This is a genomic window from Microbacterium sp. Mcb102 (genome assembly GCF_024519805.1).
In the GTDB taxonomy this organism is placed as follows: domain Bacteria; phylum Actinomycetota; class Actinomycetes; order Actinomycetales; family Microbacteriaceae; genus Microbacterium.
This window is the reverse complement of record NZ_JALJRG010000008.1, coordinates 77,277-93,595: the sequence shown is the minus strand read 5'-3', so window position 1 is coordinate 93,595 and position 16,319 is coordinate 77,277. Positions and strand designations below refer to the sequence as shown.

Sequence of the window (16,319 nt, the reverse complement as noted above, 5' to 3'; positions counted from 1 at the left end):
AAGCCTAGACCTCGGCGGGCGGAGACGCCGAGGCGAGGCCGTCATACTGAGAGCGTGAGTGAGCGCGGAATTGCGGCCGGATGGTTCGAGACCCGGCGACGCGGCACCCTGCGCTGGTGGGACGGCTCGCGCTGGACCGAGCACATCGCGGTGCGAGGGCGGACGACCACGCTGGCCGAGGACAGGGCGTCCGTGCGCAGGCAGCTCATCCTGACAGAGGTGGTGCTGGTCGCCCTGATGGTCGTCTCCATCCTCATCGCCTTGTGGGGCTCGCTGCCGGTCGTCGCCGTCCGCCCCGTGATCGTGGCGGCCGGCACAGCGGCGGTGTGCGTCCCGATCGTGATCGCGCGCCAGCTCCGTCTGGTCGCGCTGCCGTCGCGGCGCTTCGGTGTACCGGCACTGCGCTGACCCGGCGATGCCGCGGCCGCAGGAGCGTCCAGGCCGAGGTAGTAGGCTGGGGGACTGGTCGATGTCTCGACATCGAGAGAATTACCAGACAGCAGCCCAGTGAAGGAACCACAGTGGATCTGTACGAGTACCAGGCACGAGACGTTTTCGAAAAGTACGGAGTGCCGGTCCTCGCCGGCATCGTCGCGGACACCCCTGAAGAGGTGAGGGCGGCCGCCGAGAAGATCGGTGGAGTAGTCGTCGTCAAGGCTCAGGTCAAGACCGGCGGCCGTGGCAAGGCGGGCGGCGTCAAGGTCGCCAAGACGCCCGATGAGGCGTACGAGGCAGCGAAGGCCATTCTCGGCCTCGACATCAAGGGCCACGTCGTCAAGCGCGTCATGGTCGCGCAGGGCGCGCGCATCGCCGAGGAGTTCTACTTCTCCGTGCTGCTCGACCGCGCCAACCGCTCCTACCTGAGCCTCTGCTCGGTCGAGGGCGGCATGGAGATCGAGGAGCTCGCGGTGGAGCGTCCCGAGGCGCTCGCGCGCGTCGAGGTCAACCCGCTCACGGGCATCGACAAGGAGAAGGCCGTCGAGATCGCTCGCGCGGCGAACTTCCCCGAAGACCTCGTCGAGAAGGTCTCCGACGTCTTCGTCAAGCTCTTCGACGTCTACAAGGGCGAGGACGCGACGCTGGTCGAGGTCAACCCGCTGGTGCGCACCGAAGAGGGCGACATCATCGCGCTCGACGGCAAGGTCACGCTCGACGACAACGCCTCCGAGATCCGTCACCCGGAGCACGAGGCGCTCGAGGACAAGGACGCCGCAGACCCGCTCGAGGCCAAGGCCAAGCAGTCGGGCCTCAACTACGTGAAGCTCGACGGCGAGGTCGGCATCATCGGCAACGGCGCAGGGCTCGTCATGTCCACGCTCGATGTGGTCGCCTACGCGGGCGAGAACCACAACGGCGTGAAGCCGGCCAACTTCCTCGACATCGGCGGCGGCGCCTCGGCCGAGGTCATGGCCGCGGGCCTCGACGTCATCCTCGGCGACCCGCAGGTCAAGAGCGTGTTCGTCAACGTGTTCGGTGGCATCACGGCGTGCGACGCCGTCGCCAACGGCATCAAGGGTGCACTCGAGACGCTGGGCGCCACGGCCTCCAAGCCGCTCGTCGTGCGCCTCGACGGCAACCGCGTCGACGAGGGTCGCGCGATCCTCGCCGAGTACGCACACCCGCTCGTGACCCTGGCCGCCACGATGGACGAGGGCGCCGACAAGGCCGCCGAGCTCGCCAACGCCTGAGACTGAAGGACTAGAAGAATGTCGATCTACCTCAACAAGGACTCCAAGGTCATCGTCCAGGGCATCACCGGCGGCGAGGGCACCAAGCACACCGCGCTGATGCTCAAGGCCGGCACGCAGGTCGTCGGCGGCGTGAACGCCCGCAAGGCCGGTACCACCGTCGCCCACACCGACAAGGACGGCAACGCCGTCGAACTGCCCGTCTTCGCCTCGGTCGCCGAGGCCATGAAGGAGACCGGCGCCGACGTGTCGATCGCCTTCGTCCCCGGCGCCTTCACGAAGGACGCGATGATCGAGGCCATCGACGCCGAGATCCCGCTGCTCGTCGTCATCACCGAGGGCGTCCCCGTCGGCGACTCGGCCGAGGCCTGGGCCTACGCACAGAGCAAGGGCAACAAGACCCGCATCATCGGCCCGAACTGCCCCGGCATCATCACGCCGGGCGAGGCGCTCGTCGGCATCACGCCGGCGAACATCACGGGCAAGGGGCCGATCGGCCTCGTGTCGAAGTCGGGCACCCTGACCTACCAGATGATGTTCGAGCTGCGCGACCTGGGCTTCTCGACCGCCATCGGCATCGGCGGCGACCCGGTCATCGGCACCACGCACATCGACGCGCTCGCCGCGTTCGAGGCCGACGCTGAGACCAAGGCCATCGTCATGATCGGTGAGATCGGCGGCGACGCCGAGGAGCGTGCGGCCGACTACATCAAGGCGCACGTCACCAAGCCGGTCGTCGGCTACGTCGCGGGCTTCACGGCTCCCGAGGGCAAGACCATGGGTCACGCCGGTGCGATCGTCTCCGGCTCGGCCGGTACCGCTCAGGCGAAGAAGGAGGCCCTCGAGGCCGCCGGCGTCAAGGTCGGCAAGACGCCGTCTGAGACGGCAGACCTGATGCGCGCGATCATCGAGTCGCTCTGATCTGAGTTACGCTTGATCTGAAGGCCCCGGACTCCACTCCGGGGCCTTCTTTCATCCCCCCGGTTGGTGGACCGTCGAGTCAGGTGCGCGGGGTCACCGCGTCCAGAATGTCGTCGAGCGCCGTGTGGGCCTGCGTCCGCGCGTCGGTATCGTCCGGGTGCGCGGCGAGCCAGAGCGCGAGCTCGTTCATCGCTCCGGACAGCGCCGCGGTCAGGGCGTCGAGGAGGGCGGGGGCGGCCCCGGCTTCGCGTAGCCCCAGGCGCAGCTCCCGTTCGGGCCCATCGGCATCCAGCCTTCGCCATTCCTGCCAGCCGAGCACGGCCGGGCCGTCGACGAGGAGGATGCGCGAAGCCGCTCCTCGGGTGATGGCGTCGAGGAACGCGTGGCTGCCGTCGCGGAGCGCGGCGTCCGGAACGCCCGCAGCAGTGGCCTGCACGATCGCCCCCGCGACGGCTTCCTGTTGTTCCGCAGCGACCGCCGCGAAGAGCAGCGGCTTCGACGAGTAGTGGTGGTACACGGCGCCGCGGGTGACTCCGGCCGCCTGGGCGATCTCGTCGACGGACGCGGTGGCGTATCCCTGTTCGGCGAAGTGCGCGGTCGCGGCATCGAGGATCCGGCGTGCGGTCTCAGCGGCGTCGGCGGCGGATGCTCGGGGCATGGGGTTCCTTTACGTGCGGCGTGTATGTATTCTAGCGGAAAGATACAAACACACCGTACGTAAAAGGAGAGATGATGGAGATCACGAGCTTCTATCCGGTGCTGATGGTCGACGACGTCGCCACTGTCGCGCAGTTCTACCGCGAGGAACTCGGCTTCGAGACGACGTTCGAGGCCGACTGGTACGTGAGCCTGCGCTTCGCCGGCGGAGAGCTCGCGCTTCTGGACCGGACACACGAGACCATCCCGGAAGGCTTCCGCGAGCCGGTGCGCGGACTGCTGCTCAACGTCGAGGTCCCCGATGCCGCCGCCGAATACGCGCGGCTGGTCGGGGAGGGCGGGCTGCCGGAGCGGCTGCCCCTGCGGGACGAGGCCTTCGGGCAGCGGCACTTCATCGTCGAGGCTCCCGGTGGTGTGCTGATCGACGTGATCGAGCCGATCGAGCCGTCCGCGGAGTTCGCCGTCGCCTACGGGGGCTGAACACCAAAGAGGGGCGGATGCCGCAGCATCCGCCCCTCTTGTGATGCTTCGGGTCAGATCCCGACGCCGAAGAGCGCCTCGATGGGCCCTCGCGCGAAGAAGATCAGGAAGCCGGCGCCGACGACCCACAGCAGAGGGCTGATGGTCTTGGCCTTACCGGAGAAGGCGTGGATGAGCACCCAGCTCACGAAGCCCGCGCCGATGCCGTTCGCGATCGAGTAGGTCAGCGGCATGACCGAGACGGTGAGGAACACCGGCAGCAGCACGCGGAAGTCGCTGAAGTCGATGTAGCGGATCTGCGCCATCATCATGGCTCCGACGATGATCAGCGCGGCCGCGGCGATCTCGGTCGGGACGATCGAGGTGAGCGGGGTCAGGAACATCGCGATCAGGAACACGACGCCGGTCACGACGTTCGCGAGTCCCGTGCGCGCGCCCTCGCCGATGCCCGCACCCGACTCGATGAAGACCGTGCTGGACGACGACGAGGTCGCCCCACCGGCGATCGCACCGACACCCTCGACGACCAGCGCGGACTTGATGCGCGGGAAGTCGCCGTTGTCGTCGGCCAGGTTGGCCTCCTTCGCGAGACCGGTCATGGTGCCCATGGCGTCGAAGAAGTTCGTGAACAGCAGCGTGAAGACGATCATCACGATCGCCACGAGGCTGACCTTGCTCAGGTCGAAGCTGAAGTCGACTGCGCCGATCAGGCTGAGGTCGGGAATGCCCACGGGGGAGCCGTTCAGTGCGGGTACCGTGAGTCCCCAGCCGCCCGGGTTGACCACGTTGCCCTCATCGTCGAAGCCACGGGCTCCGATGTGCCAGATGGCCTCGACGATCACCGCGAGCACGGTGCCGCCGATGAGGCCGATCAGCATGCCGCCCTTGATCTTGAGGGCGACGAGGATGCCGGTGAGCAGGAGCGTGATCACGAAGAGCAGTGTCGGCACTGTCGCGACCGAGCCGTTGACGCCGAGGCCCACCGGCGGCGAGGAAGCGCCGGTCGCGGTGACGAAGCCCGCGTTGACGAAGCCGATGAAGGCGATGAACAGGCCGATGCCGACCGTGATCGCGATCTTTAGCTGGAACGGCACGGCGTCGAAGATCGCCTTCCGAAGTCCGGTGGCGGCGAGCAGCACGATGACGACACCGTTGATCATCACGAGCGCCATGGCCTCGGGCCAGGTCACCTGGCCGACGACCGAGAACGCGACGAAGGCGTTGATGCCGAGGCCGGCGGCGAAACCGAAGGGGAGACGCGTGACGAGTCCGAACAGGATCGTCATCACACCGGCGGTCAGCGCGGTGGCGGCTCCCACGGCATTGAACTCGAGCATGTTCCCGGCGACGTCGGGCTTGCCGGAGAGGATGATCGGGTTCAGGATCACGATGTAGGCCATCGTGACGAACGTCACCAGACCCCCTCGGATCTCGGTGCCGATCGTGGATCCGCGCTTGCTGATCTCGAAGAAGCGGTCCAGGGAGTTCTTGGGCTCGGTGGATGCCGGGGCGGGCGGGGCAGTTGTCATCGGGAAACCTCCGGAGAAACGCTATCGTGTCGCCGACCTCACGCGCGCCCCCAGGGCTTCGTCGGCAACTCGTCGTAGTCTCGAAACGCTATGCAACGCCTCCTCGTCGCGCTCCTCGCCGCCTTCGACGCCGCCATCGCCGCGGCGGTCGGCCTCGTCGTGCTCCTGGCGCCGTTGACGCTGCTCTGGACCGTCGCCTTCGGGATCACGGCCGACTGGGGAGCCCTCTGGCCGCTCACCGGGACGCTCTGGGAGTTCGGTCACGGCGTCCCGCTGACGATCACGATCCCGGACACGCTCCTCGTCGCACTCGCGATCCCACCGGCGGCGGCGAACTTCGTCGTGTCGATCACACCGCTCGCCTTCCTGGTGTTCACGCTGCTCTTCGCGGCGCGTTCGGGCAGCAGAGCGGCGAAGGCCGGAGCCTGGCTGCTCGGCTCGCTCACCGGAGCCGCCGTGTTCACCCTCATCGCCGCCGGTGTCGCGCTGACGGCGCGACTCGACGCGGCGCAGACGCCGTTCGCGCCGGCGATCATCCTCCCCGCCGCGGTCTACCTCGTCGGTGTGCTCTGCGGCGCGGTGCGCATCGCGTGGGAGGAGGGCGACGGCGGCATCCTCGACCGATTGCACGACTGGTTCGACGCCCGCGAGGACTGGGCGCCCGTTCCGGCGGCGATCGTGCGCGGCGCCGCCTTCGCCCTCGTCGGAGTGGTCGGCGCGTCCGCCCTCGCCCTGGCCGTCGCCACGCTGCTCCGCGGGGGAGAGGTCGTGGCCCTGTTCCAGGCCGCCAGGGTCGACGCGCTCGGCGCGACGGTGATGACCCTCGCCCAGCTCGCCTACCTGCCGACCATGCTCGTGTGGACGGCGGCATGGCTCGCCGGTCCCGGCTTCGCCGTCGGCGCCGGAACGGCGGTGTCGCCGGCGGGTACGCAGCTCGGCGTCGTCCCCGGCATCCCCGTGTTCGGGCTGCTGCCGGAGAACAGCTCGATCTGGATGCTGATCGTCGTGCTCATCCCCGTCGCCGCCGGTGCGTTCGCCGGTTGGGCGGTCCGCTCGCGCCTCGTGTGGGAGGGCACACCCCTCGGTATGCTGCAGCGTGCGGTGATCGCCGTCGGCATCGCGGCCCTGAGTGCCGGGGTCGGCGGGCTCGCAGCCGCCCTCGCGAACGGCTCGATGGGTCCGGGGCGGCTGGCTGTCGTCGGACCGGCTGCCTATCCGTTCGCCCTCGCGCTCGGTGCGGAGGTGCTGGTCGGTGCGGCCATCCTGCTGCTGTCTCCGCGGAACCGTGATGAGCTCGCCGAGGAGCGCACGGACCGGTGGATCGCCGAGATGACCGAGCTCGATCCGAATGCTGTCGTCGTCGCCGGCGCGGCGTCCGCTGTGCCCTTCGCAGACGTGTCGGCCGCCGACGACACGGCACCGCTCGATGACGTGCGCGGGTTCCTCGCACCGCCGCGCGATCCGGCGGAACCGCGCGACTGACGGCGGGGTTCGGTCGGCCCCGGACACCGGGCGGGAGCAGTATGCACACCCCGGTAGACTGGGCGCGTGCTCACGGTCGCCGTTCTCATCTCGGGCACCGGCTCGAACCTTCGCGCCCTCCTCGAGGCCGCTCGTCATCCCGATTTCCCCGCCAGGGTGATCGTCGTGGGTGCCGACCGCGAAGCGGACGGGCTGGCCCACGCCGAGGAGTTCGGCATCCCCAGGTTCACCGTGCCGTGGCACGAGCACGAGAGCCGTGAGGCCTGGGGGGAAGAGCTCGGCCGTCAGCTCGCCGTCTGGAACCCCGATCTCGTCGTCCTCTCCGGACTCATGCGTCTGCTGCCGCCGTCGCTCGTCGCGCAGTACTCCCCGCGCCTCATCAACACGCACCCGGCCTACCTGCCGGAGTTCCCCGGAGCGCACGGCGTCCGAGACGCGCTCGCCGCGGGCGTCAGCGAGACCGGCGCCAGCGTGATTGTCGTCGACGACGGTGTCGACTCCGGACCGATCCTCGCCCAGGAGCGCGTGCCCGTCCTCGACGGCGACACCGAGCACAGCCTGCACGAGCGCATCAAGCCCGTCGAACGCCGACTGCTCATCGACGTCGTCCGCGGCATCGCCACCGGCGAGCTCACCCTCACGCCTTCTTCCTGACCCCCCACCCGACGCCCCCGCACGAAGGAGCCATCATGGCCGGCCCCCGCCACGACCCCACGCTCTACCGCGATCGCGACACCGTGCCGATCCGGCGCGCGCTCGTCTCGGTGAGCGACAAGACCGACCTGTTGGTGCTCGCCGCAGCCCTCGCCGATGCCGGCGTGGAGATCGTCTCGACCGGGTCGACCGCCGCGACGATCCGCGACGCCGGCTTCACCGTGACCGATGTGGCCGCCGTCACCGGCGTCGCCGAGATGCTCGACGGTCGGGTGAAGACCCTGCACCCGAAGGTGCACGGAGGTCTGCTGGCAGACCTGCGCCTCGAGGAGCACGAGCGTCAGCTCGAGGAGCTCGACATCGCGCCGTTCGAGCTCGTCGTCGTGAACCTGTACCCGTTCGTCGAGACCGTCGCCTCGGGCGCGGTCGGCGACGACGTGGTCGAGCAGATCGACATCGGCGGCCCCGCCATGGTGCGCGCCGCGGCGAAGAACCACGCCAACGTCGCGATCGTCGTGTCGCCGCAGTCCTACCCCGCGATCGTCGAGGCCGTGGCCGCCGGCGGTACCTCGGTTGCGCAGCGCCGCGAACTCGCGGCCCGCGCATTCGCGCACACCGCCGCCTACGACACTGCGGTGGCGCAGTGGTTCGCCGAGGGCACGCTCACCGAGCCCGGCGACCTGCCCGCACATCTGACGATCCAGGCCGAGCGCCTCGCGACCCTCCGCTACGGCGAGAACTCGCACCAGCGCGGCGCGATCTACACGCGCGCCGGCGGTCACGGCATCGCCCAGGCCACGCAGCTGCAGGGCAAGGAGATGTCGTACAACAACTACGTCGACGCGGATGCCGCGCTGCGGGCCGCGTACGACATGGTCAAGCCGGCCGTCGCGATCATCAAGCACGCCAACCCGTGCGGCATCGCCACGACCGCCCCGAATGCCCTCGACCCGATCGCCAGCGCCCACCTGCGCGCGCACGAGTGCGACCCGGTCTCGGCGTACGGCGGGGTGATCGCCGCGAACGGCACGGTGACCCTGAAGATGGCCGAGAACCTCAAGGACATCTTCACCGAGGTCATCGTCGCGCCGTCGTTCGAGCCCGCCGCCCTCGAGGTGTTCAAGGCGAAGAAGAACCTGCGACTGCTGCAGCTCCCGCAGGACTGGCAGCAGGAGCGCATGGACGTGCGCCTGGTCTCGGGTGGACTGCTGCTGCAGGACGCCGACCGCTTCCCGGACGACATCGGTTCCGTCGCGAAGAACTGGGAGCTCGTGTCGGGTGAGCGTCCGAGCGACGAGGAGATGGAGAACCTCATCTTCGCGTGGAAGGCGTGCCGCGCCGTCAAGTCGAACGCCATCGTGCTCGCGAAGGACAACGCCACGGTCGGCGTCGGCATGGGCCAGGTCAACCGCGTCGACTCGTGCCGCCTCGCGGTCGAGCGCGCCGGCGACCGCGCGGCCGGTTCGGTCGCCTCGTCGGATGCCTTCTTCCCGTTCGCCGACGGCGCCCAGGTGCTGATCGACGCCGGTGTCACCGCGATCGTGCAGCCCGGCGGATCGGTGCGCGACGAGGAGGTCGTGGACGCGGCTCGCAAGGCCGGCGTCACGATGTTCTTCACCGGAGAGCGTCACTTCTTCCACTGAGCGGCCGGCGCTCGCGCCGACACCTCGTTTCACGCCGAGACCCCGGCCTGCCCACGTGTGCAGGTCGGGGTCTCGGCGTTGTGACGGGGCTTCGTGTCAGCTCGGGGGTTCGGTCTTGAGGCGCACAGCGATGTCCGATTTCCGCCAGTCGAGGTCGGTGGTGCGTGGCAGGGTGGAGGCATGAGCTTCCCCGTGATCGACTTCGACGAGCGCTACCGTGCCATCAGCGCGCGCGACACCCGCTTCGACGGGCAGTTCGTGACGGCCGTGCGCTCGACCGGGATCTACTGCCGTCCGAGCTGCCCTGCACGCACACCCAAACCGCAGAACGTGACGTTCTATCCGACGAGCGCGGCCGCACACGAGGCCGGGTACCGCGCCTGCAAGCGCTGCCTCCCCGAAGCCGCCCCCGGGTCTCCGGCATGGGACATCCGCGGTGACGTCGCGGCCAGGGCCATGCGACTCATCTCCGACGGCGTCGTCGAGCGCGAGGGGGTGCCGGGGCTCGCCGCGCGTCTCGGGTATTCCAGCCGGCACCTCACCCGTCTGCTGACGACCGAACTCGGTGCCGGGCCCCTCGCCCTCGCCAGGGCGCATCGTGCGCACACGGCGCGGATGCTGCTCGTCGGCACCGACATGCCGATCTCCGATGTGGCGTTCTCGGCCGGCTTCGCCAGCATCCGCCAGTGCAACGACACGATCCGCGAGGTCTTCGGCCTCGCCCCCGGCGAGCTCAGGGCGCGTCGACGTCTGCCGGCGTCCGCGGTTCCCGGCGCCATCGACCTCGTCCTGCCGTACCGTGGTCCGCTCGACGCGAGCGGCATCTTCACCTGGATGGCGGCACGCGCCGTACCCGGGGTCGAAGAGACCACAGCGTCGTCGTTCTCCCGGCATCTGCGGATGGCCGGCGGTCCCGCCTGGTTCGAGGTGAGTCAGGATGCGTCGGAACGCCTGCACCTGCGGGCTCGAGTCGCGCGCCTCGGCGATCTGGCGCCGCTGGTGGCTACCGTACGACGCATCTTCGACCTCGACGCCGATCCGCTGGCGATCGACGAGGCGCTCTCCGCACACCAGGAGCTCGCGCCGCTCGTCGCCCGCACACCCGGCATCCGGGTTCCCGGCTCCGCCGACCCGCACGAGATGCTGATCCGCGCCATGGTCGGGCAGCAGATCACGGTGGTCGCCGCCCGCACGGCCCTCATCGCGCTCACCGAGGCGCTGGGGGAGCGCACCGCGCAGGGGCTGCTCTTCCCCACGATGCCCGCGATCGCCGAGCACGGCGCCGAGGTGCTCCGCGGACCCGCCGCCCGTATCCGTGCGATCACGGGTGCCGCCGCGGCCCTCGCCGACGGCTCGTTGACGCTCACGGTCGGTGACGACGGTATCGAGCAGCGCGAAGCTCTCCTCGCGATGCCGGGGATCGGCCCCTGGACGGCCGACTACGTGCGCATGCGTGTGCTCGGCGACCCCGACATCCTGCTCCCCGGCGACGTCGCGCTGCGGGCAGGAGCCGCGGCCTCCGGACTCCCGGGAGAGGCGCGACCGCTCACCGCCTGGGCGGAACGCACCGCCCCCTGGCGCAGCTACCTGAGCGCGCATCTCTGGCGCGCCGCCCCGGTGCGACCGGCAGGGCCCCGGCGCGCGGCATCCACCGCCCGCGCTGCCACCACAGCTGACACGACATCGAAGGAGACCTCATGACCGCTCTCATCCAGACCATCGAGACCCCGGACGGGGCCTTCACGATCCTCGCCGACGAGCGCCAGCGGGTGCTGTCGTCGGGGTGGACCTCCGACGTCGAGGCGATCCTTGAGCGACTGTCTCCGGCGAACCGCCCCGAGGAGCTCCGCGAGGCGGAGACAGAAGCTGGGGACGCCGCACTGGCCTTCTACGCGGGCGACCTGTCCGCGATCGACACGGTCACGGTGAAGCAGTCGGGCACCGTGCTGCAGCTCGCCGGATGGTCGGCGCTGCGGGCGATCGAACCCGGCGCCCCGCTCACCTACACCGGCTTCGCGGCGCGGCTCGGCAACCCGAACGCCGTGCGCGCGGCTGCCTCGATCTGCGCGCGGAACGCCCCGGCGCTGTTCGTGCCGTGTCACCGCGTGCTGCGCACCGACGGCAGCCTCGGCGGCTTCGCCTGGGGTCTCGACGTGAAGGAGAGCCTGCTCGCGCGCGAGAGCATCGCCGCCTGAACGCCCTCTCCTCGCCGCGCTGCCCACCCCCGGCGGCGCGGCGTCGGCGTGCCGGAAGGCGGGCTGATCACGGATTGCCGCGAAAGACGCCGAACAAATCGGGAATGCGTCTTGTGTTCAGCTGGTTCACAGCAATAGGCTGGTGGGCTGTCGCGCCGACCGGACGACACAGCCGAGCCCTGAGGAGGACACCATGACCACGATCGCCACCGCGCGGATCGCAGCTCTCGGCTCGACCCCGGCGCGCCCGCTCTCCTAGAGCCACTCCGCCCCTTCTGCACCGGATGCCGGACTCTGTGAGTCCGCTCTCGCATCCGTCCCCTTCCGCAACCGCATTCCATACGAAACTCGTCTGAGAGACATGTCTTCCTCGCCTTCCGCGCAGAATCCCTCGCCTTCGTCCACCCTTTCCACTCCGGCCGCACTGTGGCGGCTGAAGCCGTTCGTGAAGCCCGTCATCTGGCGGCTCGCCGGCGGTGCTGCCAGCGCGCTCATCGCGGCCATCATCGCCCTGATGATCCCGATCGTCCTCGAGCAGATCATCAGCGGACCGGTCCGCTCCGGTAACTTCACCGCGATCGTCTGGGGTGCCCTCGCCGTCTTCGCGCTGGGCCTCGGCGAGGCGCTGATGGTCTGGCTGCGTCGTCAGTTCGTGCTCAACCCCTCGACCGAGGTCGAGTACAAGATGCGCACCGAGCTGTATTCGCGCCTGCAGACGCTGCCGGTGTCCTTCCACGACAGGTGGGGCTCCGGTCAGCTGCTCAGCCGCATGATGCAGGACATCGGCCTCATCCGCCGCTGGCTGGCCTTCGGGCTCGTGCTGCTCGTCGTCAACGTGCTCACCATCATCATCGGATCGGTGCTGCTGTTCCGCTGGCACTGGCTGCTCGGCACGATCTTCCTGGTCACGGCGATCCCGCTGTGGATCCGCGGCTACCTCTTCGAGAAGCGCTACGGCGCGCTCACCCGCCGCAGCCAGGACCAGGCCGGCGACCTCGCGACCAGCGTCGAGGAGAGCGTGCACGGCATCCGCGTGCTGAAGGCTTTCGGCCGCGGCAAGCACGCGCTCAGCCGCTTCAGCCGCCAGGCCGAGACGCTGCGCGAGACCGAGATGAGCAAGGCCGGTGCGATCGCGTCGATCTGGTTCTGGCTCGACATGATGCCGCAGATCGCGTTCGGCCTCAGCCTGATGTCCGGCATCTGGCTGATCTCGCAGGGGCAGATCGACGAAGCGCAGCTGTTCGCGTTCTTCGCGATGGCCGTCGTGCTCCGCTGGCCGATCGAGTCGATCGGCTTCCTCTTCTCGTTCATGCTCGACGCCCGCACGGCGACCGACCGCGTGTTCGACATCTTCTCCGAGACCAACACCATCACGGACCCGGAGAACCCCGTGCACATCGAGAACCCGCGCGGCGAGCTCGCGTTCGTGGACGCCCACTTCCGGTATCAGGACGCCGGTGCGAACGAGCGCGATCTGCTCGACGGCATCGATCTGGTCCTCCGCCCCGGCGAGACCATGGCGCTGGTCGGTCTCACCGGCAGCGGCAAGACCACGCTCACGACGCTGCCCACCCGCCTGTATGACGTGACGGGCGGCAAGGTCACGCTCGACGGCGTCGATGTGCGCGATCTTCCGCTGTCCGAACTGCGTCAGCACATCGCGATGGCGTTCGAAGACGCGACGCTGTTCTCGGCGACCGTGCGCGAGAACGTGCTGCTCGGCCGTGCCGACCTCGACGTGCACAGCGAAGAGGGGGAGCGCGTGCTCCGGGAAGCGCTCGACGTCGCGCAGGCGTCGTTCGTGGACTCGCTGCCCGACGGCGTCGAGACCGTGATCGGCGAGGAGGGGCTCAGCCTCTCCGGTGGGCAGCGTCAGCGGCTCGCCCTCGCCCGCGCGGTGGCGGCGGCGCCGAAGGTGCTCGTGCTCGACGACCCGCTGTCGGCGCTCGACGTCGACACCGAGGCGCTCGTCGAAGAGGCACTGCGGCATGTTCTCGCCGAGACGACGGCTCTGATCGTGGCGCACCGTCCCTCGACCGTCGCGCTCGCCGACCGCGTCGCGCTGCTCGAAGCCGGCCGCGTGACCGCGGTGGGCACCCACTCCGAGCTGCTGAAGACGAGCCGGCACTACCGCCACGTGATCTCCAGCCTGGAGGCCGAGGAGGCGGCGCGGACCGGGGCGATCCCGATCATCCGCGACGAACAGCTCGAGGTCGAAGACGAGGTCCGTGAGGGCCGCAGAGCCGAGGCCGCCGACGAAGACCCGATCACCGAGAAGGAGGTGCAGCGATGAGCTCCGCCATCACCGGAACCCAGAATGAGGATCGTTCCGAGTACACCCGCGAGGAGAGCAGGGAGATCCGTCGTCGGTCTCTCCGGCTGCTCGGATCGCTGGTGCGCCCGCTGAAGCCGCAGATCGGGCTGGCCGCCGCGGTACTGATCATCTCGACCGCTCTGCAGGTCGCCGGTCCGATCCTGATCAGCATCGGTCTCGACCGTGCACTGCCGGCGGTGCTGAAGAACGCCGATTGGATGCCGACCTTCATGATCGGCGGCATCTACTTGGCCGCCGGCATCCTGGCCGCCGTGATGATCGCCTGGTACGTCATCATCGCCGCCAAGCTGACGCAGGCCGTGCTGCTCGATCTGCGCAAGCGGATCTTCCTGCACACCCAGCGCCTGAGCCTGGAGTTCCACGAGTCGTACACGTCGGGTCGCATCATCTCGCGCCAGACGAGTGACCTCGATTCCATCAAGGAGCTCCTCGACGGAGGTCTGAACGAGCTCGTCTCGGGCGTGCTCTTCGGACTCTTCACCTTCATCGCCCTGTGCTTCTGGGACTGGCAGTCCGGCCTGATCCTCGCGATCGGCGGTGTGCCGCTGTTCTTCCTGATGAAGTGGTTCTACTCGCGTTCGCAGCTGGTCTATCGCGAGTCGCGTGTGATCAGCGCGAGGGTGATCGTGCAGTTCGTCGAGACGATGACGGGTATCCGCGCCGTCAAGGCGTTCCGCAAGGAGCCGCGCAACGACAAGGCATTCCAGGAGATCGCGGGAGAGTACCGCGATGTGAACCGCCGCTCGATGCTGCTGTTCGGCACGTTCGAGCCCGGTCTCATGGGCGTCGCCGCGCTGGTGCTCGGCATCGTCGTGCTGTGGGGCGGCATCCGCGTGTCCGAGGGCGCGCTCACCGTGGGTGTGCTGCTGTCGGCGGTCCTCTACGTCCGCAACTTCTTCGCTCCGATGCAGGAGATCGCGATGTTCCTGAACTCCTACCAGTCGGCCACGGCCGCGCTGGAGAAGGTGTCGGGCGTGCTCGAAGAGGTGCCGACCGTTCCGGATCCCGAGAAGCCGGTCGACCTGTGGGAATCCCGCGGCCACATCCGGTTCGACGAGGTGACCTTCGGCTACAACGGCGAGAAGACGATCCTCCCGAACTTCTCGCTCGACATCCCCGCCGGTGAGACGATCGCCCTGGTGGGCACGACCGGTGCGGGCAAGTCCACGCTGGCCAAGCTCATCTCGCGGTTCTACGACCCCTCCCAGGGGCGGGTCACTCTCGACGACGTCGACCTCCGCTCGCTGCACCCGAAGGACCTCCGCCGCGCGATCGTCATGGTCACGCAGGAGGCCTACCTGTTCAGTGGCACCGTCGCCGACAACATCGCCCTCGGCAAGCCGGATGCGTCGCTCGACGAGATCAGGGCCGCCGCGCGCGCGGTGGGAGCGGACGAGTTCATCTCGTCGCTGCCCGACGGCTACGGCACCGACGTGAACAAGCGCGGTGGACGGGTCTCGGCCGGTCAGCGTCAGCTCATCTCGTTCGCCAGGGCGTTCCTCGCCGACCCCGCGGTGCTGATCCTCGACGAGGCCACGGCATCGCTCGACATCCCGTCGGAGCGGTTGATCCAGGATGCGCTGCAGACCCTGCTCAAGGACCGCACCGCGATCATCATCGCGCACCGCCTGTCGACGGTCGCGATCGCGGACCGGGTGCTGGTGATGGAGCACGGGCAGATCATCGAGGACGACACTCCGGCCGCGCTCATCGGCGGTACCGGCAAGTTCGCCCAGCTGCATGCGGCCTGGCAGGAGACACTGGTCTGATGACGCCGATCACCTCACCTCTGCGGGCGCGGGGCCTCCCCGTGCTCGCAGGGGTGGGGATCGGCTTCGGGAGTGCGGCACGGGGGATCCGTCCGTCGCCGCGCCTGGGTAGCATCGAATCATGGACCCCTTGCTGCTCGCCGCCGAGTGGTGGTGGATCGCGCCGACCGCCGTCGCTGCGGGAACGGCCGGTGCGATCGGTCTGCGTCGCAGGAGCAGCACGATGAGCGGGCGTCGGCTCGAGGTCGATGCGGCGCGCCACGACCTCAGGACGGCGCAGCGGATCGCGTCCGAGCGACGCATCGCCCTGAAGATCGCCCGTGCCGATCTGGCTCGCGTGACCGCGGAGCGCGCAGCGCAACGCGCGACAGCGGAACAGGTGGCCGGAGCGCGGCGCATGCTCAAGGAACGGGAGCGCGACGCCAAGGCGGCCTCGGCCGACGTGCGTGCCCGTCAGGTGCGTCTGAACGCCGCACGCGCGGCGATACCGGCGTCCTCCGAGCCCGGCCCCGTGGAACGGCTGCATGCCACGCACGACGCCGTGACGGTCCGGTGGATGCGGTACGAGACCGACCCCGCGCTCCAGATCGCCTATCCCGCGATGACCGATGTCAAGCTCCCCGCCACGGCGGCGTACCTGCGGGCAGCCGGACACGCGGCCGAGATGCGGCGCGCGGTCTCCGGCAAGACCACACCCGCCGACTTCGCGGCCTACCGAGACGCGGTCGCCGAGCTCGAGCGCGCCTTCGAGGCCGCCGAGCACGCGGCGAGGGTCCAGGCCGGCGAGGCCCCGCCGAACGCGGCGTGGCAGGACGCGGCCCAGGACATGCTCAGCCGTTCCGCCGAGGCGATCGACCGTGCTGCCGGTGCGGCGGCATCCGCCATCGCCGCCTGGACCAACCGGAAGAAGCCCGGCAAGCCGGACGACCGCCCCTGACGGCCGCCAGGCGAAGCCCGGATGTGCGG

The 16,319-nt window shown here is 69.4% G+C and carries 14 protein-coding genes; 12 read left to right on the top strand and 2 right to left on the bottom strand.

From position 1 onward, the window contains the following. Positions 1–54 precede the first annotated feature (54 nt). From OC372_RS17585 to sucD, 3 genes are all read left to right on the top strand, one after another. Entirely contained in the window at positions 55–408 is a 354-nt protein-coding gene (locus tag OC372_RS17585) for a DUF2510 domain-containing protein (RefSeq protein WP_105711583.1), read from the top strand. 113 nt (positions 409–521) lie between these two features. Beyond that, entirely contained in the window at positions 522–1,688 is a 1,167-nt protein-coding gene (gene sucC, locus OC372_RS17580; protein WP_029262293.1) for an ADP-forming succinate--CoA ligase subunit beta, read from the top strand. 18 nt (positions 1,689–1,706) lie between these two features. Continuing rightward, a complete protein-coding gene (gene sucD, locus OC372_RS17575; RefSeq protein ID WP_262003289.1) occupies positions 1,707–2,609 on the top strand; it encodes a succinate--CoA ligase subunit alpha in 903 nt (300 codons plus the stop codon). A 79-nt stretch (positions 2,610–2,688) separates the two neighbouring features. On the opposite strand, the gene OC372_RS17570 is transcribed toward sucD, so the two are convergent. Further along, positions 2,689–3,267 carry a TetR/AcrR family transcriptional regulator gene (locus OC372_RS17570; protein ID WP_262003287.1) on the bottom strand — a complete coding sequence of 193 codons (579 nt, stop codon included), beginning with the start codon at positions 3,265–3,267 and terminating at the stop codon, positions 2,689–2,691. Between the two features lie 71 nt (positions 3,268–3,338). Here OC372_RS17570 and OC372_RS17565 point away from each other — a divergent pair, with 71 nt between their 5' ends. After that, on the top strand, positions 3,339–3,746 hold the full coding sequence (locus OC372_RS17565) for a VOC family protein (protein WP_315985404.1): 408 nt from the start codon (positions 3,339–3,341) through the stop codon (positions 3,744–3,746). 53 nt (positions 3,747–3,799) lie between these two features. On the opposite strand, the gene OC372_RS17560 is transcribed toward OC372_RS17565, so the two are convergent. Continuing rightward, complete coding sequence (locus tag OC372_RS17560; RefSeq protein WP_262003285.1) at positions 3,800–5,275, bottom strand: NCS2 family permease; 1,476 nt, start codon at positions 5,273–5,275, stop codon at positions 3,800–3,802. Positions 5,276–5,365: 90 nt separating this feature from the next. On the opposite strand from OC372_RS17560, the gene OC372_RS17555 reads away from it, so the two are divergent. The 8 genes from OC372_RS17555 (at position 5,366) to OC372_RS17520 (ending at position 16,290) form a co-directional block, all read left to right on the top strand. Then, positions 5,366–6,757, top strand: a complete 1,392-nt coding sequence (locus OC372_RS17555; RefSeq protein ID WP_262003283.1) for a DUF6350 family protein — start codon at positions 5,366–5,368, stop codon at positions 6,755–6,757. A 66-nt stretch (positions 6,758–6,823) separates the two neighbouring features. Then, positions 6,824–7,411, top strand: coding sequence for a phosphoribosylglycinamide formyltransferase (gene purN / locus OC372_RS17550; protein ID WP_262003281.1), 588 nt, complete (start codon positions 6,824–6,826; stop codon positions 7,409–7,411). 35 nt (positions 7,412–7,446) lie between these two features. Next, on the top strand, positions 7,447–9,054 hold the full coding sequence (gene purH, locus OC372_RS17545) for a bifunctional phosphoribosylaminoimidazolecarboxamide formyltransferase/IMP cyclohydrolase (RefSeq protein ID WP_029262300.1): 1,608 nt from the start codon (positions 7,447–7,449) through the stop codon (positions 9,052–9,054). Between the two features lie 180 nt (positions 9,055–9,234). Further along, positions 9,235–10,755, top strand: coding sequence for a DNA-3-methyladenine glycosylase 2 family protein (locus tag OC372_RS17540; RefSeq protein ID WP_262003279.1), 1,521 nt, complete (start codon positions 9,235–9,237; stop codon positions 10,753–10,755). Further along, positions 10,752–11,249 (top strand): methylated-DNA--[protein]-cysteine S-methyltransferase, encoded by a 498-nt coding sequence (locus OC372_RS17535; protein WP_262003277.1) that lies wholly within the window; start codon positions 10,752–10,754, stop codon positions 11,247–11,249. The genes OC372_RS17540 and OC372_RS17535 overlap by 4 nt, the downstream gene beginning before the upstream one ends. A gap of 361 nt (positions 11,250–11,610) precedes the next feature. Then, positions 11,611–13,542, top strand: coding sequence for an ABC transporter ATP-binding protein (locus OC372_RS17530; RefSeq protein ID WP_262003275.1), 1,932 nt, complete (start codon positions 11,611–11,613; stop codon positions 13,540–13,542). Next, a complete protein-coding gene (locus tag OC372_RS17525; RefSeq protein WP_262003273.1) occupies positions 13,539–15,353 on the top strand; it encodes an ABC transporter ATP-binding protein in 1,815 nt (604 codons plus the stop codon). Before OC372_RS17530 ends, OC372_RS17525 begins: the two co-directional genes overlap by 4 nt. Before the next feature lie 121 nt (positions 15,354–15,474). Then, a complete protein-coding gene (locus tag OC372_RS17520) occupies positions 15,475–16,290 on the top strand; it encodes a hypothetical protein (RefSeq protein WP_036303542.1) in 816 nt (271 codons plus the stop codon). Positions 16,291–16,319 lie beyond the last annotated feature (29 nt).